Origin of the sequence: uncultured Turicibacter sp. (assembly GCF_938044715.1) — a bacterium.
Taxonomy (GTDB): domain Bacteria; phylum Bacillota_I; class Bacilli_A; order MOL361; family Turicibacteraceae; genus Turicibacter; species Turicibacter sanguinis.
In genome coordinates, this window is the sequence record NZ_CALIOS010000055.1 from 25,312 (window position 1) to 45,578 (window position 20,267).

The 20,267-nt window shown below is 31.6% G+C and carries 18 protein-coding genes and 1 riboswitch; of the genes, 6 read left to right on the forward strand and 12 right to left on the reverse strand.

Annotated features, from left to right (window positions below; translation table 11 throughout):
- Positions 1–187: 187 nt before the first annotated feature.
- The 5 genes from QWC74_RS06115 to QWC74_RS06135 all read right to left on the reverse strand — a co-directional run bounded on the left by QWC74_RS06115 (position 188) and on the right by QWC74_RS06135 (position 5,928).
- Positions 188–1,831 carry a bifunctional UDP-sugar hydrolase/5'-nucleotidase gene (locus QWC74_RS06115; RefSeq protein WP_229040157.1) on the reverse strand — a complete coding sequence of 548 codons (1,644 nt, stop codon included), beginning with the start codon at positions 1,829–1,831 and terminating at the stop codon, positions 188–190.
- Between the two features lie 314 nt (positions 1,832–2,145).
- On the reverse strand, positions 2,146–2,676 hold the full coding sequence (locus QWC74_RS06120; protein WP_006783919.1) for a GNAT family N-acetyltransferase: 531 nt from the start codon (positions 2,674–2,676) through the stop codon (positions 2,146–2,148).
- 43 nt (positions 2,677–2,719) lie between these two features.
- A complete protein-coding gene (locus QWC74_RS06125) occupies positions 2,720–3,556 on the reverse strand; it encodes a metallophosphoesterase (protein ID WP_006783918.1) in 837 nt (278 codons plus the stop codon).
- A gap of 140 nt (positions 3,557–3,696) precedes the next feature.
- The gene (locus tag QWC74_RS06130) at positions 3,697–4,767 is read right to left on the reverse strand and encodes a helix-turn-helix domain-containing protein (protein ID WP_006783917.1); all 1,071 of its coding nucleotides are present in this window, start codon (positions 4,765–4,767) and stop codon (positions 3,697–3,699) included.
- 339 nt (positions 4,768–5,106) lie between these two features.
- A complete protein-coding gene (locus QWC74_RS06135) occupies positions 5,107–5,928 on the reverse strand; it encodes a MerR family transcriptional regulator (protein ID WP_006783916.1) in 822 nt (273 codons plus the stop codon).
- A 146-nt stretch (positions 5,929–6,074) separates the two neighbouring features.
- Here QWC74_RS06135 and QWC74_RS06140 point away from each other — a divergent pair, with 146 nt between their 5' ends.
- A complete protein-coding gene (locus tag QWC74_RS06140; RefSeq protein WP_229040155.1) occupies positions 6,075–7,340 on the forward strand; it encodes an MATE family efflux transporter in 1,266 nt (421 codons plus the stop codon).
- Between the two features lie 103 nt (positions 7,341–7,443).
- Here the strand turns inward: QWC74_RS06140 and QWC74_RS06145 are convergent, their stop codons facing one another.
- Positions 7,444–7,992, reverse strand: a complete 549-nt coding sequence (locus QWC74_RS06145; protein ID WP_006783914.1) for an SH3 domain-containing protein — start codon at positions 7,990–7,992, stop codon at positions 7,444–7,446.
- A gap of 187 nt (positions 7,993–8,179) precedes the next feature.
- On the reverse strand, positions 8,180–8,662 hold the full coding sequence (locus QWC74_RS06150; protein WP_006783913.1) for a hypothetical protein: 483 nt from the start codon (positions 8,660–8,662) through the stop codon (positions 8,180–8,182).
- A gap of 169 nt (positions 8,663–8,831) precedes the next feature.
- On the opposite strand from QWC74_RS06150, the gene QWC74_RS06155 reads away from it, so the two are divergent.
- From QWC74_RS06155 to QWC74_RS06165, 3 genes are all read left to right on the forward strand, one after another.
- Entirely contained in the window at positions 8,832–9,620 is a 789-nt protein-coding gene (locus tag QWC74_RS06155; protein WP_006783912.1) for an alpha/beta hydrolase family protein, read from the forward strand.
- A 349-nt stretch (positions 9,621–9,969) separates the two neighbouring features.
- The gene (locus QWC74_RS06160) at positions 9,970–10,869 is read left to right on the forward strand and encodes a ComEC/Rec2 family competence protein (protein WP_237701257.1); all 900 of its coding nucleotides are present in this window, start codon (positions 9,970–9,972) and stop codon (positions 10,867–10,869) included.
- Positions 10,870–11,170: 301 nt separating this feature from the next.
- A complete protein-coding gene (locus QWC74_RS06165; RefSeq protein ID WP_262942095.1) occupies positions 11,171–11,299 on the forward strand; it encodes a hypothetical protein in 129 nt (42 codons plus the stop codon).
- 563 nt (positions 11,300–11,862) lie between these two features.
- Here QWC74_RS06165 and QWC74_RS06170 read toward each other — a convergent pair.
- Positions 11,863–12,501: a DUF305 domain-containing protein gene (locus tag QWC74_RS06170; RefSeq protein WP_006783909.1), complete on the reverse strand. Its 639-nt coding sequence runs from the start codon at positions 12,499–12,501 to the stop codon at positions 11,863–11,865.
- A gap of 1,582 nt (positions 12,502–14,083) precedes the next feature.
- Here QWC74_RS06170 and QWC74_RS06175 point away from each other — a divergent pair.
- Positions 14,084–14,272, forward strand: a complete 189-nt coding sequence (locus tag QWC74_RS06175) for a hypothetical protein (RefSeq protein ID WP_229040154.1) — start codon at positions 14,084–14,086, stop codon at positions 14,270–14,272.
- A 45-nt stretch (positions 14,273–14,317) separates the two neighbouring features.
- Here QWC74_RS06175 and gpmA read toward each other — a convergent pair whose 3' ends face one another.
- Positions 14,318–15,052, reverse strand: coding sequence for a 2,3-diphosphoglycerate-dependent phosphoglycerate mutase (gene gpmA, locus QWC74_RS06180; protein ID WP_006783907.1), 735 nt, complete (start codon positions 15,050–15,052; stop codon positions 14,318–14,320).
- Between the two features lie 262 nt (positions 15,053–15,314).
- On the opposite strand from gpmA, the gene QWC74_RS06185 reads away from it, so the two are divergent.
- Positions 15,315–16,496 (forward strand): cyclopropane-fatty-acyl-phospholipid synthase family protein, encoded by a 1,182-nt coding sequence (locus tag QWC74_RS06185; protein ID WP_006783906.1) that lies wholly within the window; start codon positions 15,315–15,317, stop codon positions 16,494–16,496.
- 39 nt (positions 16,497–16,535) lie between these two features.
- Here the strand turns inward: QWC74_RS06185 and QWC74_RS06190 are convergent, their stop codons facing one another.
- From QWC74_RS06190 to QWC74_RS06200, 3 genes are all read right to left on the reverse strand, one after another.
- Positions 16,536–17,111 (reverse strand): xanthine phosphoribosyltransferase, encoded by a 576-nt coding sequence (locus tag QWC74_RS06190; RefSeq protein ID WP_006783905.1) that lies wholly within the window; start codon positions 17,109–17,111, stop codon positions 16,536–16,538.
- The gene (locus QWC74_RS06195; RefSeq protein WP_155222816.1) at positions 17,111–18,454 is read right to left on the reverse strand and encodes a uracil-xanthine permease family protein; all 1,344 of its coding nucleotides are present in this window, start codon (positions 18,452–18,454) and stop codon (positions 17,111–17,113) included. The genes QWC74_RS06190 and QWC74_RS06195 overlap by 1 nt, the downstream gene beginning before the upstream one ends.
- Positions 18,455–18,568: 114 nt before the next feature.
- A riboswitch (purine riboswitch) is annotated at positions 18,569–18,670 on the reverse strand.
- Positions 18,671–18,789: 119 nt separating this feature from the next.
- Positions 18,790–20,157, reverse strand: a complete 1,368-nt coding sequence (locus QWC74_RS06200) for an RsmF rRNA methyltransferase first C-terminal domain-containing protein (RefSeq protein ID WP_055164351.1) — start codon at positions 20,155–20,157, stop codon at positions 18,790–18,792.
- Between the last annotated feature and the right edge of the window lie 110 nt (positions 20,158–20,267).

Here is a 20,267-nt window from a genome sequence, read left to right on the forward strand (position 1 = left end):
TTAATTTTCTGTGAATTAGACTGTTCAGTGTAAACCATTAGTAAAAAATTGTAAAAATACTATTTTTTCTTTATCCTTCATAAATTTAATTCACTCAAAAAAGACGATTAGTTTTATAACTAATCGTCTTTTTTTGACATCTTCAATTGACTCATCATCCAACTTCTTTTCCTAATGAGACTAAATATTAATGATTTACCTTATTTTCATCAGATAACATATCTTCTTCCGTTAAAATAATTAGATTATTGATTTGATTCGCATTTAAAATAGCTATCTCTCCATACTCTTTAACATATGAAATGAGTGCTTCATCTAACGTACCAAATGAATTTAATAGGTTTGAACTTTGACTCATCTGATAATCGTCTCCGCCTGCTACCATGAAATCATTCATGGCAACCACATATGTTTGGGTTAACTCTAAAGGTTGCTGATTAAACTGAACGGATAAAACTTCATAGCGATCAGGACATCCCGCTTCTTGAACTAATTTAGCTTCAACTAAGAGACCTGCAAAATGAAGAAATCTTCCACTACCTATTACTAATCCTTTATTTAGAATTTCAATAAGTTGTTTCCCAGTCATTTCAACCGTTACGATATGATTACTAAAGGGTAAAACCTTCAATACATCACCTTTCGTAATCATTCCAACATCTATTGAATCACGAATTGTTCCACCATTGATGAGTGAAATATCAGCTTGTGTTTCATTTAACATAGCAGCAGTTAATAAATGACCTAAATTCGTATGGCCATTTAAAACAGAAGAACGACCTCCCTCTAATTTAATAGCCGTTGTGCCAATAACTTCTTCCAAAATTGATTTTTGGTTATTTTTTATCCTATCAATGACTGACTTGACTTCAGTATCCTCTTCACATTTTTCAAGTTGTTTCATCGAGATTTGATGTGGTACTAACTTAATTATTTCATCTGCCATCAAATCATACTGGATAGTAACCACGCCAACATTTTTAAAATGTTCACCCGTTGACGTTAATATGGTCCCATTTACGATTTCATATTGATTTAACTCAGAATGACTATGACCATCGATAATCAAATCAATATCATCAACCTGACTGGCGATTGTTGTCGATTTAATCCTACTATCTGTATCAATTCCCATATGCATTAGGCCAATAATCACATCAACTCCCCTCTCTTGTAACACTTGAACCATTAATTTAGCTTCTGCTACAATCTCTTCCTCTGTCCCAAATGTTAAGCCCACTACATTTTCAGGATTCGTTTTAGTCACCGTTTCAGGTGTCGTCAGCCCAAACAATCCAACACTCATTCCTCCAATCTCTTTGACAAAACAATCCCCGTAGCGTAACTTCCCCTCTATCGTTTTTACATTAGCCGCTAATAATTCAACGTCAGCTACTTTTCCAAGCTCAACTAGTCTATCTTGTCCATAGTTGAAATCATGGTTCCCAGGTGACATCGCATCATATCCAACAACCTTTAATACCTGTGCAACACTTTCCCCTAATTCTACTGTAGCAAATGGCGTTCCATGAAATATATCACCGGCATCAAGAACAAGGTATCCTTCTGCTCTTGTATACTCATTAGCTAGATTGATAAAATGTTTAAATTTTGCAAATCCGATATTTTCATCCACACCTCCATGAATATCATTCGTATGGAAAATATTAAGATCTACAATCGTTTCATCATCTGATCCAACTTCTATCCCATCTAAAGCGCCTAAATCTTGTTGCACTAGCGTCAAAATATAAAGCTCATCCTTAGAGCTACTCATCATGATTAATAATAAAAATATGAAGTTTCCTATACTCAAAAGTTGTTTTCCCATCTTCATTCACATCACCTCTCTAAAATAGATGGTCTACTGTATATAAACAAAAATGTTTTTGACAAGCAGCTGGGGATTATTCTATATGCCAAACACTGGATTACCTACATTTTAGAATTAACCTAATTTTATAAAACTTTTTGATACTAGATTCCTTGCGCTGCATCATAAGCTTGCTAATTCGTAGCTTTCTTTCACTGATAAGTAAAAAGTTTCTCAAGTATTAAAAACTTATCTGAACTTATATATATAAATTACCAAATAGTCAAAGAATTATTAATGAAAAAGGCTATCTATATAGATAGCCTTTTTCATTAACGCTCAGAATATTTCATAACTGTATCATTTAAATATTGTCTAAATATTTTAAAGACATGTAATGAAATGCCTTGTGGATAACTTAAAACCTTTAATTCATGCCCCTTATACTCTAAACGATATGCGGGATGGACATGAGGATAATCATTCAACTTGAATCCCACATTTTCATAAAAATGAAGACGCTTAATTGAAATGTTATCCACAGGTGGATCAATTTCAAGAATAAGAGTCTTTTGAAGCTCCCTTAATTCATGTAATACTTTTGTTCCAATTTTTTGACCCCGAACCTCTGGATGTACGGCTAAATGTTCAATATAAATAAACTGTGGATAAATCCAATATCCTACGATTGCAATAACACGCTCTTCTTCTACAATAGCTATAAAATAAAATTCCTCATCTTTCATTGCTGCTTGCTGATCTCTTAGTAAACGTTGTTCAAAAACCGGAAAACTTTGTTCATAAATCGCCCATGCCTGATTAAAATACTTCTCATCAGATGAACGTAATCGAATCCATTTCATGAAATCCCTCCTTATTACTCCTTATTGTAACAAAAAAAGCAGACTATTCTGCTTTCTCTAACTTAAATACTGAAATTTGTGGCACATTAAATAATCGAAACGGTACTTTTGTATTTCCAATCCCGGTATTTACATAAAGTAATGTCTTTCGATTATTTCCAAAATCATAAAGCCCACGCACATAATCCTCTGCCAAAGCTGTCGTTAATAATGGCCCATAAAATGGAATATAAACTTGTCCTCCATGGCTATGACCAGCTGTTGCTAAATCAATGGGGTAACTGAGGAAATCAGAAATTAAATCTGGTTCATGAATCAGTAGCAAATTCAAGTGATCATTACTGATTCCTTGCATCGTTTTATTTGAATTATAGTACCCAATTAAAGCATCATCAGCACCGAATAAACTGATAGTTGTTCCTTTAACTTCTAAAGTCCGACTGGAATTTACAAGCACTTCAAACCCTGCCGACTCCATTAAATCTTCATAAAAGCGTTCTGCACCGCCTCCGTAATCACGATTTCCAAAAACCGCATATTTACCATTTGTTGCTTTTATTTTAGATAAAATCGTCGCAATCTCATCAATTGACCCATCATACTCCGCTGCATTATCCATTAAATCACCTGTGAACAATACAAGATCCGCCTGTTGTTCGTTAATCTTATCTACAACCTTTTTAAGATCTTCTGTTGTAAAAAAATCACCGACATGAGTATCTGAAAATTGCACAACCGTAATAGGATTGCCCGCTACTTGCTCAAATTTCATATCATATTGCTTCACACGTAATAAATGAGGTTCTACATAAGCAGAATAAAAACCAATCAAAATGCCGACAACCATCAAGATACCAAATAGTTTCGCCATTAATCTCATGTATTACCCCTCTTTTTCTAACTATGTTTACTATGTTAAATGACTCTAACAACACTTTATTCTACTCTTTTCACGCTATAAAGACAAACGAAAAGAATGTCTCATTATTAGATTATTTGACATATCAAAAAAACCTCATGTTAATCATGAGGTTTTAATCGCTCTAAACGATGAACTAATACTTTAAATGTATTATCTTCTTTTATAAAATCATAACATCTATCCATATCTAATGACCTTAAAAGTAATATAGGTAACTGAGACGCAGCGGCACTTTCATGTAAATCCAACAGATTAAAAAATTCAGACTTTCCTTTTTTCTCTGTTGATGATAACTTATCGACTAGCATTCCTAAAAACGATAACGTTTTTTCTTTATTTTTCAATCTTGCATAAAAATTAGCAGCCTCTAGAGCATAACCTAATCCTAATTCTCTTTCTAAATCAAATAAATTTACAAGTTCAGGCTGAATAAGTAATAATTTTTCTGCCAACTCCAAGTTGTCTTCCTTAATGGCTAAATTCTCATAATTAGATAAATATAACGTAATAGATTGAAGTGCTCTCATTATATTAGTTTGAATCATCTTTTTAGCTTCATCGTAACGTTTTTGACGGATATATATTGGAATTAATAAATCATCTCTGTTCAATTCAGATTTTGGGATTTTTAATAATACTTCTTCTGCTTTTTTCTCATCTTCCGTCATGCCATAAAGACTAGCTAAAAGAAAATGAGCCTGTTCTTGTACTTTGATATCTGAACTAGTGGCTGCTTCTTCAAACAGGGCAATTGCTTTATTCATCATTTCTAAAAAATCTGACTCTTCTGTTAAAAAACTAAATGACATCATATATAAAGAACCAATATTCAGCTTTAGTTCTAAACTATTTGGGTACTGATGCAAATACGATTCACATTCTTTGACGATCATCTCAAAAGGTTGAGTCTGTAACATACTTTGACATTTTTTTATAAAGACGTCGATTTCCTCCGTCGATAAGGTCATATCATAACTCATCAGTTCGTCAATACTTGTATTAAAATAGCGAGCAATCGCCGGTAATAGCGTAATATCTGGATAACTCGTGTTATTCTCCCACTTTGAAACAGCAGGTACTGAGACTCCCACAGCATTTGCTAATTGTTCTTGTGTGACCTTAGCTTTCTTTCTTAACTCATAAATAACTTTTCCAATATTCAAATTCATCGTTTTGTCTCCTTAAAATCTTACGACTCGGGCCCTTTAAATTTATTATACGTCCTCGATAAGGAGGAAACAATAACGCGATAATTAAACTTGTAAGCATAAAAATTAACCATACGTTAATATACACGAGCATCATTTAAATCAATTATCCTTTCGTATACTAGTAGGTATGAATCATAAATAGAATTCTTTGGATAAGCTCGTTTTATTAATTCATAATCTATTATATCTTGCCAGTTACGACTTCCCTTTGATTTTTTATCTTCTTTTGGGGAATAAATAATTTTTATATCGGTCTCTTTCTTAGTTTTGTAATCTAATAATCTTATTAGAAGTTAATCAACCTTCTACATGAATCATAATCTGAGTCATATAATTTTCATAACCTTTTACAGAGATTTCATCTAACAGCAACTCTTCATATGCATAACCAATAATTTTCAATTGTTTCTCTTCAATAAAATTCAATAATAATTCGTATGTTTTGTGAATCTGCTCATAACTTCCTTTATGATATCCTACTACATACTTTCCTCTAGGTTTTAAAAATAACATTCGAGCCTGAGTTTTATTAGTTATAGGAGAATAAAAATATGTATACTTAGTGTACTCCTGATTCAATAAATTCTCCTTGCTAATCATCGTGCCAATAGAATACAAAGTCGCATGTCCCAGTTCATCATCCTTAAGAAATTCAACTAATGCATTAAAAAACTTTAAATCATCAGAGATATCTAATTTATTACTTAAAATTAAATAATCTTCTTGATATTCTTTTATCTCAATTTTAGTATGATCAATTAAAGTTGCTTTTTTCGTTAGCTCAATTTTAGTTTTCATTACTTGTTGAATCCGTTTCAAATAGTCAATTTCTCGATTGACTTTAATCACCTGATCTTCAAATAATTCAATTAATCCCTCAGGAGTTCGATTATCGAGATAAATTTTAATCTCATTTAAAGACATTCCCATTTCTTTTAAAACAGATATAACAGCAAAAACCTCAAACTGTTGATAAGTATAGTAACGATATCCATTGCTATCCCTCTTAGCCGGTTGAAAAATACCAATGTCGTCATAATGAAATAGAGTTTGTTTTTTAACTCCCCACAACTTTGCAAATTCTCCTGTTGTAAAATACTTCGATGAAATTCCACTCATATTTATGTGCTCCTCTTGACTGTATGGTTACCGTATACTTTATCATAGTATAGCAAGATACAAAATATTTTTTAAAATAAGGTGGGATTAATCTGAATCAATCAACATTATCTTTTAAATCATTTATGAACTTTACGATTCCAACCATGATTATGATGGTCTTTTTATCACTTTATACCATCATTGATGGAATCTTTGTTTCCCGCTTCGTCGGGCAAGCCGCTTTATCAGCTATTAATATTACACTTCCACTATCTACGCTAACTTGGGGAGTTGCTATCATGTTTGCAACTGGTGGGAGTGCCATCGTGGCAAAAAAATTAGGGGAAGGAAAAACATTAGAAGCCAAACAAAATTTCACACTCATTGTTATCTGCTCAACCATTATTGGAATTGTTTTAATGCTAATAGAACTTATCTTCTTAGATCCGATTATTAAATCATTAGGTGCCACTGATACCCTATTTTCATATTGTAAGGAATATATTTCAATCATAACATTCTTTGCCCCAGTCGCTATTTTAAAATCACTATTTGACTACTTTATGGTAACTGCAAATAATCCGAAATTGGGACTCATCAATACACTAATTGGTGGATTTAGCAACATGATTCTCGATTATGTCTTTATTGTAATTTTAAAAATGGGAATTGCCGGAGCTGCCTTAGCAACCGTTATTGGAATGTTAATTCCTTCAATCATCGGAATTATCTACTTTTTAAATAAAAAGAATTACCTTCACTTTGAAAAGCCTGTATTTGATGCCAAAGTACTTCTTCAGAGTGCTTCAAATGGTTCCTCTGAGATGGTTACCAATCTTTCAAGTGGAGTTACAACCTTACTATTTAATCTTATGATGATTAATTACCTAGGTGAAGATGGAGTAGCAGCCATGACTATCGTGTTATACGCCCAATTTCTTCTCATTTCAATCTATCTTGGATTTTCATCAGGAGCTGCACCTCTTATTAGTTACAGCTACGGAGAACAAAATTCTAATGAATTAAAACAACTCATTCGATATAGCTATGGATTTATCCTTGTCGCATCGATTACAACCTTTATTCTTTCCTTTATCTTAGCCCCATCTATTATCCAAATTTTTACTGGGGATACAGGCGACGTCTATCAAATGACTCTTGATGGATTTAACTTATTTTCTATTAGCTTCTTAACCGTTGGAATTAATACCTTTGCATCTGCTATGTTTACTGCTTTTTCAAATGGTAAAATATCTGTTTTAATTTCAACAATGAGAACATTAGTTTTAGTCATCATCGGGATTACCATATTGCCTTTGTTTTTAGAAGTCAATGGCATCTGGTTAACCATTCCATTTGCTGAGATCATAACACTATTTATCTCTATTTTCTTTACGTTAAGATATCGCCATCAATATCAATATGCTTAGAAAACGCCCTTCTTGATAGTTTTCTAAGCACATTGATACAACCATCATCACTTAACAATCCAAATAAAAAGCTAGCACGTGATGTAGTGCTAGCTTTTTTACATTAGTTAAAATCTAAATATTCATGATAAACGTATCCTGTTTGTCCATCGTATGAAACTTGAACCCATTCATCGCTATAATTACGGTTTAATACTGTGATTTTTTCACCTGAAATTAATTGGCCAATAATGGTTGTTCCTGTTTTTGGTTCCTCACGAACATTAACCCCATCAATATTACAAGTTGCTTCAACTGTTTGGGGTACTTCAACCACTGGTTGTTCTGATTGAGGTATTTCTGGTTGTGTTTCTTCGACCGGAGTTTCAGGTTGAGTAACTTCTTCCTGTGTTACATTTTCTTCTGTTGTCGTATTAGTCACCGATTGGTCTTGTTCATTTGCCTCGGGTGCAACATCTGGTGTCACTTCAGTATCTTCTAATGTTAAATATTCTTGTTCTACTTTTGGAGTTTCAAAAGTTACTGCCTTAACACCTGTATAAGTAATTAATCCTACACCTAACACTGTTAATACTCCAATAATTGAAGCCCCGATTCTCTCACTCCAAGAACTTACTTTATCTTCAAATTCATCTTTATTTCGTCGATTCATCTATAGCCCCTCCTAATAAAAAACATTCTACGTTGTCCTAAAAAGTCTAATTTAGGGTTATTTTGTAGTCTTAGACTATCATATCATAAAATTTAAGAATAAATATGTTTTTTTTGGTGACATTATACGGTAGTTTTATACTTTTTTTAATAAAAAACGAGAACCTAAAATTCTCGCTTCACTACTTCTAATCTACTATTTCATTCCCTAAAAACTCTACTTGATCCCGAATTCCACTTCCATCATATGTAATCACATACTCACAACTTTGACCTTCATAAGTTATCACTACTTTCATCGCGGGAATTCCTTCAGGAACTGGACACTTTAAATAAAGAGCCCCATAATTTTGAACATCATTAATCTCAAGCAAGGCATCACCAGTAGCTAGGTGATTTTCCTCCCAATTAACAGGATACACTGTAATCTGACTTCCGATATATTTTGGAATAAATAAAAATGACTCCTCAACTGGTTCTACCCTAAATTTCGTCAAGGTCATTGTGGTTAACTTACTTTCATCTAAGTTATGCACAACTACCCCCAAATCAGTCTCTCCCATCTGAATCGCAAGACTTTCTCCCCCCTGATTTAGAATATTAACCTCTTGTTCCACACCACAAGCTCCCAAACATAAAACCATTACGATAAATAATAAATACTTTTTCAAACTACCCCTCCTAATATTTCCATTTATTACAATTATATTACAATAATTGATTATTTAATCAGTTATCATGACGAATTAATAGATAATTTCATTTATGAAATCGCTTTATTTAGTTATTTAAACATGATATAGTAAAAATAAAACAATTAATTTTAAGGGGGGACCTCTGATGTCAGTTTTAACTGTCAACTTCATGTCTAAATGTTTAAATCGAAATGTAACTTATAAAGCCATTATTCCAATTGAAAGTTCACTTGAAAGTGATACTGTTCCACCATTTAAAACCCTTTATCTTTTACATGGGATGTTAGGAAATTGTGAGGATTGGATTACAAATACACGTATTAAAAAACTGGCTACTGATCATCAATTAGCTGTTATTATGCCCTCAGGAGATAATAGTTTTTATGTTGATCATCAAAAACGTCAAGATTATTATGGCAGATTCATTGGTGAAGAACTCATTAATCATTCTAGAGCAATGTTTCCACTTTCTAAAAACCGAGCAGATACTTTCATCGCTGGACTCTCAATGGGTGGATATGGTGCCATTCGAAATGGTCTAAAATATCATGATACATTTAGTCATATTGGTGGATTTTCTTCAGGTCTTATTTTAGACGAAGCTATAAATGCACCAATAGAACACGAAACTTTCTTTAGAACACGAGATTACTTTGAAAGTATCTTTGGAGATCTAACTCAACTGTCTGGTAGCGATTGTGACTATTATGCCCTTATTAAAAAGCTAAAAACTGAAAACTTAGAAATCCCAAAACTATATCTTTCTTGCGGGACTGAAGATTATTTATTAGTTAATAATCGAGAGTATAGAGATTTCTTAACTTCAGAAAACATCGAATTTACTTATATAGAAAGTAAAGGAGAACATGATTGGTGCTTCTGGGATGAATACATTGAGAAATTCTTAGAATGGCTTCCAATTCATTCTAAATAATTTCAAAAAACGATTTTGTTCGATAGAATGAAATCGTTTTTTATTTATCTTCTCTTTAAAAAACATATTTATTATTACTAAACTTATAGATTAAAAAAATTAAATTTAAAAAAATGACTTCTAACCTATAAAACTAATTGATAAAAACTATTAAATTTTACCTAATATATATCTTGTCTAGGACTTGTTTTAACAAAAAGAATTGACATCGTTCTATTCCTATAAATTTCTACTTTTTTTATATATTAATAGTAGTACTTGAACATTAGCTTTATGATATTCTATATTTAACAAACACTATATCTAAACTCAGCCATAGACTCAATCTGATAGAATGGAGTGCTTGAATGTGATAAAACATCAATCATTATTAAAATTATGTTTTTCATTTATCGCCTGTACCAGTTTTACAACTTTATCTGCCTGTAATCGTAAACAATCAATCAACAATCTCTCAGTAACTTCTTTAGATCCTTCAAACATCTCACTTGAAGTTACAATTCTTGATACCGGAAAATCAGACTGTATTTTTATAGAAATTGGTGATAAAACTATCATGATTGATACTGGTTTAGATCGAAATGGCGAACAAATTCTTGCTTCCCTTCATGAAAAAGGAATTGATCATATCGATTATTTAATTTTAACCCATCTAGATAAAGATCATATCGGTGGTGCCGATATCATTTTAGATGAAATTCCTGTTGATCAAGTCATTCAAGCCAATTATTCAAAAGATTCAACCCAGTACCAAGAATATATCGATGCATTATCTCGTCACGATATAACGCCACTCCTTTTAACACAAACCATGAACTTAACAATAAATGATGCTCAACTAACACTGTATCCAGCACAACAAACAGAATACGAACAATCAAACGACTATTCCATTATAACTAGCCTCATCTATGGAGAAAACAGTTTTTTATTTGCAGGAGATGCAGAATCACAACGTTTAACAGAGTTTTTAACTATTTATCCATCTACCTATAAATTTTTAAAAATTCCGCATCATGGAAAAGATAATGATGTCCTCCCACTCTTTTTAAATACAATTAAACCTGATTATGCTGTTATCACTTGTTCAGAAGATAACGCTCCAGATCAAAAAGTTATCTCAATACTCAATCAGCTAGGAACTCAAACACTCTTAACAAGCGATGGTGCTATCAGCATCAAATGTACCGAAAATCAAATGTCCGTAAATCAGCAATTAACTCAATATATTAGTTTTGAAAGTAATTAAAAAAGATTTACCTTGGTAATTCAAGGTAAATCTTTTTTTGTTATTTTATCAAAAATGTAAAAAACTCAATTTTTCAACACAAAAAAATAAGAGTATAGAATAGTATAATCATTCTTAATATATAAAGATGAATAACAAAAAGTTGATTGGAGTGTTTATTTTATTATCATTAGTTATTGATAATACCTTTATTTTCGTATTCGTATGCTATTAGTTCATAGCTAGACTATATGATTATATTAAGCCAACAGATATTGATAATGTAGAATTGATACTAGTTTCAGGAGAATCATTCAATTCATTGCAAGGTGTAATGGTCTATGATAAGGAAGCTGGACCTTTATCCAACATTAAAGTATTAGAAACTTATGCCCCATATGAAGAAGAAGATATTGATAATACTGTAACGACAGTCACTCATATCTTTTAGGTAAACTATCAAGTATAAACATTAAGTGACGCAGATGTTTCATCGCTAATTGTTCCACATCCAGATGATCAATTAACACAGATAGTTCAGGAACAACTATTATATAGATAAAAGAAGAAATAAATTACACCTTCTATAAAATAAAAATTTTTATGTCGTTTTGAAAACTTCAGATATAAATACTTTAAAAGGAAATTTCATTGAATTAAAAGTAACTAAATCAATTCAAGCTAGTATTGATTTACCTGTAGTTCTGCCAGTGTACCCGATTAGGCTCCACAGGAAAAATCACAAAATCTAGATTAACGAAGTGTATCCAATCAAAATTCAGATGAAAACCACTTACAGGATATAATAATATTACCTTATTATAATAATTGAATTATCATCATTCAATCGTAATAAAAATTGTGGATAAATTTATCGATTCGGCTATTTAAGAATATTTTTATCTTATAAAATTAATTAGCTATATAAGTATGAAAACCTTAGAAAAATGACAATTTTGTTCATTTCTCTAAGGTTTTTTCTTTAAAAAAATTTAAATTAATTATTGAATCATACTATTTCGTGATTTCTAACAATGTATTAAGTTTCCCGAGATTGTTTTCTTCATCAGTAATAATTTTTTGAGCTAATTTAATAATTTCTTCATGATTGGTATTCGCCAAAATCAAATTAGCAAATTTTTGTTCATAGTCTAAATAAACCACCATTTTATCTAAATAATCCTTATCGACAGTACCGGGTACATTTTCTCTATCTATCTTTAAACTAATAATCATCTCATTATAGAGTTGATTGAACTGTTCAAGATATGCTGTTTCTTTTGTTTCATCAATCACAGGATCCTTTTCCATAGATTTTAATAATTTTTCAATTGCTTTTATATGGTCTTTACTCGTTTTTACAACTATATTTACAACATCTTTTATTTTCTGGTTACTTCCATAACGAAGTTCAGACTTAGAAATCTCAACTCCAAATTGTTCATAAGGTAATATGTAAAATAAGAAATCTATATTTAAATCACCTGTTTTTTCTGTGTATTTAATTTTTTCCATCATATTTTGATGAATAACCTCATATTTATCCAAGTAATCTATTTCTTTTAAATTCTTTACCTCGGTTGCATGACAATGCACCGTTGCTATAAACATCGTCATGATTACTACGAATATCCATTGAAATCTTTTTTTCATTTTTAAATCCTCCTACACAAATAACAAAATAAATTTTTTTGTCTGGGTTTCTTTTTTACCACAATAATCAAAATCTAATGCTAGCTTTTGTGACCTCTCAACTTTCATCTTATTTATTATTTAAACTCGAAATAAAAACTATGCTATCCAATATTAAGTAAGAAAAAGATGTCGAACTTCTCTTTCAGATTCCTACAAATTTATCATTTCAAAAAAGCTATACTATATTTAATATTTTCACAAAATTATTTCCCAAAATATTTTTTTCTTTTATAATACAACTTAAATACAAGTGTAAAACAAAACCATAGAATAAATCTATGAATGTTTTCTATAGTTTCGATGGTGTTTGAAGAATTTTTTCTCTGAAGTTGTTTAAAAATACTGTTTAATATGTTTAAGTATAGTGGTAGTATAGAAGAAAAAAATGAAGAAAAAATAAAAAAAGCAGCCTGGAAGGATAAATGATAAAAAGTAAAAGAACTATCAAAGAAAAAAGATAGAAAAAGAAGGTTAGAAGAAAGATTCTATAAATAATGCTCCAGAAAGCATAAAAATAAAGAAAAATGAAGATTTTTATAAAAAATAGAGTTTATGTAAATTTCTAAAAATGATAGAAGAAACTAGTTCTGTTGAAGTAATAAATAAGAGTCAAAAATAAAAACTTAATGATACGTAATGAAAGTAATTCACCTATTTTAAATCAAACTTAATAATTAGGATCTTTTAAGACTAATTATCTTATAGTAAAAATAACTGTTTTTTCCTCATAAAAAATTATCGCTAATCGTATATAAATAATTAAAAAATAGTTTCATAAACGCCATAATAAAAAGAAGCATTCAATTTACTGAATGCTTCTTTTTATTGCAAATAGTCATTTTTATCCCGTATCAACGATTATCTTAGAATCATAACTTAAATAACTACTATATAAGATATTCTTAATTACTTTAATTTTACAGTCTATCTACCTGTTAAAAGAATAAAACACATTAATTTCTAGCTCTTAAATATGTCTCAATTAGTTTAAGATCTTTCTTATTTAAACGTATATTATTTACAGTATTTTTGCTTCTCTTGTCTTTATTTACTACAGAATTCATTAAATTTAGCTATTTTCTATAAATCCCCATTGGTTCACTTTTCAATCTTATTTATATACTTATACACATCTTTTTATAGTTATCAGTTTAATTATTTCGTTTTTTTTCAATTTTTCTTCATTAAATATTATTAATTTAAAATATATCTATTTGATATTTACAATCTACTAATATAAAACTAATTTGTGGATAAATATTCTTTAAAAGATTTTATACTAAATCTTCTCTTCTAGACTGTAAAATACAGATTATACTAATCTCAATGATACCTGCTATGATAACAATTTTAATAAAAAAGGCTACTTTTTCCTTTAAATAATCACTTTAAGAATACTCATAAAAATAACTTTGTGACCTTATCAAATAATCAGTTACCAAGTTATTTTAATCCATTAACTAACATTAAATTTAAGTTGTATATTGTCGAAAATAGTATATAATAGTATCCATTACATGGTCTTAAGGGAGGGCATATGATGGAACAAAAAGTGAAAATTACAAAAAAACGTGGATTCGCAGCCCTATTAATTACCGGAGCTATTGTTGGAATCGGCGTTGGATCTACTCGTGTTGTTAAAAAAATGGCTGAGAAAAAAGCAAAATCAAATGAAATGAAACGATTAAAAGAACTTGAAGACGAAGTCTTTGATGATCTATTTGAATAATAATACACAAAAAAACACTCTATCCACAGAGTGTTTTTTTGTATCTTAAAGAATATATTCTGGAATAATACCACTCGGAATTTCACCCTCTAAATTCAAATAATAATGTCTTATTGGCTTTAATTGATCATCTAATTCATATACCAGTGGCATCCCAGTTGGAATATTTAAATTCGCCACCCCATCATTCGATAATTCATCTAAATACTTTACTAAAGCTCTCAACGTATTACCATGGGCTGCAATGATTACTTTTTTTTCTGCTAACAAATCAGGCACAATTTTCTCATGCCACTCCTCTAAAACTCGTTTTTCAGTGTCTGCAAGATTTTCCGTTAACGGTAACTCATTCTCCTTCAAATTATGATATTTATATTCATAACCTGGATATCTAGGATCGTCTTTTGTTAGCTCAGGTGGACGGATATCCACATATCTCCGCCATTTATGAACTTGCTCTTCACCATATTTTTTTGCCGTTTCCTCCTTATTTAATCCCTGTAAAGCACCATAATGTCGCTCATTTAACCTCCATGATTTATAGACAGGAATCCACATTAAATCCATCTCATGAAGAATAATCCACAATGTTCTAATAGCTCGTTTTAAACACGAAGTATAAGCTACATCAAATTCAAATCCATGTTTATTTAAAACTTTAGCAGCTAACCTAGCTTCATTTAATCCATTATCAGATAACTCTACATCAGTCCATCCTGTAAACTTATTTTCTAAATTCCAGATACTTTGACCATGACGAATTAAAACTAATTTAATCATATCTCCACTCCTTTCATTACATTATATGCACTGCGACAAAAAATCATTTTCATCATATTTAGAACATTCATCAACACAATAAACTTTATTAGACATTTATCCACAATTTTCGGGAATTGTTCCACATGGAACTTTGTGGAACTGTGGATAAACTGTTATTTTTTTGATTTTTTGAAAGTTTTTTTCCTTATTGATGATGAAAAGAGATGATTTGGTAAATAATAAAAGTAATTTTTGAAGGAATTTGGAAAGGATTGAGTTTATGGCTTTCGATAAGTTAGTTTTTAAAAATTTATTAAAAAATTTTGACAGCGTTCCATTTACAGTTGAATTTTGGGATCATGAAATATTTTCTGTAGGACAAGGAGAGCCCAAGTTTAAAGTTTATATTAATGGCCCTATAAGCAAAAAAGATTTAGTGACTAGTACCTCTTTAGCACTTGGGGAAGCTTATATGGATAAAACTATTGAAATTGAGGGAGATTTGTATGAAGCATTAGATGCTATTTTAAGTCATATTGAACACTTCACAACAGATTTTAAAGCTTTACCTAAAATCTTTAACAACCCTACCTCAAAGTCAAAACAAAAAGAAGAAGTCTCTTCTCATTATGATATTGGAAATAAATTTTATAAATTGTGGTTAGATGATACTCTTTGCTACTCTTGTGCCTACTTTAAAAGCGAAGATGAGTCATTGCACCAAGCACAACTTAATAAAGTTGATCACTTACTAAATAAACTGGAATTAAAAGAAAATGAAACACTACTTGATATTGGATGTGGTTGGGGTTGCTTGTTAATTTCAGCTGCTAAAAAATATAAAGTTAAAGGAACTGGAATCACATTAAGTCAAGAGCAATATAATGAATTCTCACGACGTATCAAAGAAGAAAATCTTGAAAATTATCTGTCAGTTAAACTAATGGATTACAGAGATTTAGAAAAATCTGATTTAATTTTCGATAAAATCGTCAGTGTCGGAATGCTTGAACATGTAGAGCGTCCAAACTACGATTTATTCTTCAAAAATGTCAATGCCGTATTAAAGCCAGGTGGAATCTTCGTTCTTCATTACATTAGCAGTTTAAAAGAAAGTGAAGGAGATGCATGGATTAAAAAATATATCTTCCCTGGTGGTGTCATCCCATCTTTACGTGAAATTGTTTCAATTTCAGCAGACTATAAATTCCACGTTATCGATATCGAAAACTTACGCCCTCACTACCGTATGACATTATTACATTGGTATAAAAACTTCGAAGATAACATTGATGAAATTAGTAAAATGTTTGACGAGCGTTTCATTCGTATGTGGCGTATGTATTTATGCTCATGTGCTGCCTCATTTAACAATGGTGTCATTGATTTACACCAAATTGTCTTTACCAAAGGTGTGAATAACTCTTTACCATTAACAAGAGATTACATGTACAAAGAATAATGAAAAAGGCGAGGATCCTCATCATCCTCGCCTTTTTCATTATTCTTGAACAAATTCAATAACACCCGCATCTAACTTGCTAACTCGTGCTAAGGAATATACCTCATATCCTTTTTCAATTAACATCTTACGTCCTGGTTGGAACGATTTTTCAATGACAATTCCAATTCCCGCTACTTTTGCTCCTGCTTCTTCAACTAAACGAATAGCTCCAAGAGCGGCTTCTCCATTAGCTAGGAAATCATCAATAATTAAGATACGATCATCTTGTGAAATATATTTTTTAGATAACGTTAATTCGTAATCTGTTGCTTTTGTAAACGAATGAACTGTTGTTTGATAAACATCACCATTCAAAATTTTAGATGATTGTTTCTTTAAAGTGACCATCGGTAAATTCATTTGCATCGCTGTCATAACCGTTGGAGCAATTCCTGAACTTTCAATCGTAAAAATTTTAGTTACTCCGTGATTTTCAAAATATTTTTTAAACTCTGTCCCAATCTCATACATTAAATGAGCATCAACTCCATGATTTAAAAATGAATCCACTTTTAAAACTGTTTCATTCAATGCTACTCCATCTTTTAAAATACGTTCTTGTAAAGCCTTCATTAAACTACAACCTCCGTTTTAGCCGCTTTTGTAGCAACTACTTTATCCTCTTTTAACAATAAATTTAAAATCAATGCCACAATAGTTCCTGTTGAAATTCCTGATGAAAAGATCATCTGTAAAGCTTCAGGTAATTGACCAATAAAATCAGGGCGGAATGTTACACCAAGACCTAATGCCATAGATGTTGCGATGATTACAAGGTTACGGTCAGTTAATTCAACACGACTTAACGTCTTAATTCCTGCTGCTGCAACCATTCCAAACATCACAAGTCCAACTCCACCTAAAACTGGTTGTGGAATACCATTAATCACACCTGCTAATTTTGGGAATAACCCTAAACATACTAATAAAATACCTGCCATCACAGCAACATGTTTACTTGCTACCTTTGTTAACGAAATTAATCCGACATTTTGACTAAACGAAGTATTAGAGAAGGATCCAACTAATCCACCTACAATACTTCCAACTCCATCAGCTAAAATTCCTGATCCAATTTTCTTATCATCCATTTCAATTTGAGATGTTTCTCCAACAGCCTTTAAGCATCCTACCGTTTCAATCGTTGTAACAAAATATGCTGGAATAAACGCTAAAATAGCCTTCCAATCAAAAACCACACCGTATTCTAAAATATTTGGCATCGCAAACCAGCTTGCTTCTGCAACTGGCGTAAAATCAACCATTCCAAGAGGAATACACACTAGATATCCAACAAGCATCCCAATTAAAATAGAAGCACTACTTACTAACCCTTTGCCATAGCGGTTTAAAATTAGCGTCACAATCATTACAAGCATTGCAATTGAAACATTTAATAAACTTCCATAATCCAAAGCACCACTACCACCTGCTGCCCAGTCAATTGAAACTGGCAATAACGTTAAACCAATTAAACAAACAACCGTTCCTGTTACAAGGGGGGGGAATAATTTCATCAGTGGTTTAATGAAGAAACTTAAAATAATTTCAAAAAATGATCCTAGAATCGTTGCCCCTACAATCCCTGGCATTCCAAGTGTTGACCCAACTGAAATGGCAGGTGATACAAACGTAAAATCAGTTCCCATAATACAAGCAACACGTGATCCAACTCGGCCAATCCCACGTGCTTGAATAATTGTTGCAATCCCCGCTGCTAAAATCGAAGCACTAATTAAAGATGTCGTCATCTTACTATCAAAACCTAATGATCCTGAAATCACTAATGGTACAACGACAATTCCTGAGAAAGCAGCAAAAATATGCTGTAATCCAAATAAAAACTTCTTCCCGATTGATGGATTATCATTTACATCATAAATTAATCCTGTTTCGACTTGCTGTTCTTTCCTCATTTCGTAATCTTCTCCTTTTTACTAACTCCAATTAGTATTTAGATAACAAAAAAGACAGCCCCCATTATAAAAACGAGGTGCTGTCTTTTTCCTATATAATAAAAAATTATATATTAAAATCATACAACTCCTCGTAGTCCGCACTTTTACGGTTTGCAGGTAGAGACGCCCAGTCCATATCACCGGGCATATACGAGAATTTATTCAATTAAGATATCCGTATTATATTATGAACTCGATTAAAATACAACAAATTTTCATATCTTACAAACATTTATGAAAACTTAGACTCTCATTTTCACAAAAAAGCACCTTCTAATGCCCTAAACTCAAAATTACATCCAACGTAATCCCTTTGGATAATGATTTTTTAATGTTCCATTAACTAGTTTTGCCCATCCCAGAGAATAACCATCAACACAAACTAGATACCATCCTTTATCTCCCTCATGAGATAATGTCTCACCTTTTAAATACGATTTAATCTCATTAGAATCTTGTGGATAAGAAACATAATGCTTAACATCTTCAGGGAGAAGTGATAAAGCTAAGGCATGTGATGGTTCAAAACGATTCTTTTTAAATGTTCCTAAATGCCATCCTGCACGAACAACTTTTAATTTATCAAACGTTAACATACCTTCTGGTACTAAATAAAGCTCTGATCCAAATAACACAAAGTCTCCATGTGGAACATCTTTTAACGTATCTTTAGCAAAATCAAAGAAATCATTTAAAGACTTATCCTTCTTCAATGGCTTCACGTACTCACGTTTTAAATCTGCATCTTCCCCACAAACTTTACGCAATACCGCTAAGTAATGACCTTCTCCATTAATATAATGGGGCCATAAACGATAGGTTTTTTCAATCCCTTCCACAGCGATTTGAGACCACTCGCCACGTCCTGGTTTAAATGATTCATACGCATTAACCGATTCAATTTCAAACTCAGGATGATGACTTATAAACTGCGCAATCGCTTGTTCATTCTCTTCAGGTGCAAATGTACACGTCGAATAAACTAAGCGACCACCAGGTTTTAGCATCTTAGCTGCTTCTTCTAAAATCTCATTCTGACGCGTAGCACAAAGCTTCACATTCTCTAAACTCCACTCTTCTTGTGCCACTACATCTTTTCTAAACATTCCTTCACCTGAACATGGAGCATCGACTACAATACGATCAAAATATAGTGGAAAATGCTTTGCTAAACGAGCTGGTGTTTCATTTAACACAATCGCATTCTTAACCCCCATACGCTCAATATTTTGAGATAAGATTTTCGCACGTTGTGGATAAATTTCATTGGCTACTAAAAGACCTTTTTGCCCAAGTTGAGAAGCAACATGTGTACTCTTCCCACCAGGAGCTGCACATAAATCTAGTACTTTCTCCCCTGGTTTTGCTTCAACAAACGCCCCAACAGACATAGCACTTGGTTCTTGAATATAGTAGACTCCCGCTTCATGATAAGGATGTTTTCCTGGTCGTTCCTCACCCTTATAGAAAAATCCTTCCTCCACCCACGGAATAGAATCTAACGTCAATTTATTCTTCTCTTTAAATGACTCCATTGATGTCTTTAATAAATTTAATCGCAATCCATGAGATTTCTCATGATCATAACTTTTAATAAATTCATCAAATTCTTCACCTAATAATTGTTGCATTTTATCTAAAAAGTCTTGTGGTAATGACATCATACTCATCCTTTCAACTATGACCAAATTATTATCACATTTTTATACTTATTCATGATAAAACACCTGAAAGTTAGATTGCAAGAATTAAAATACAAAAAAGATACACA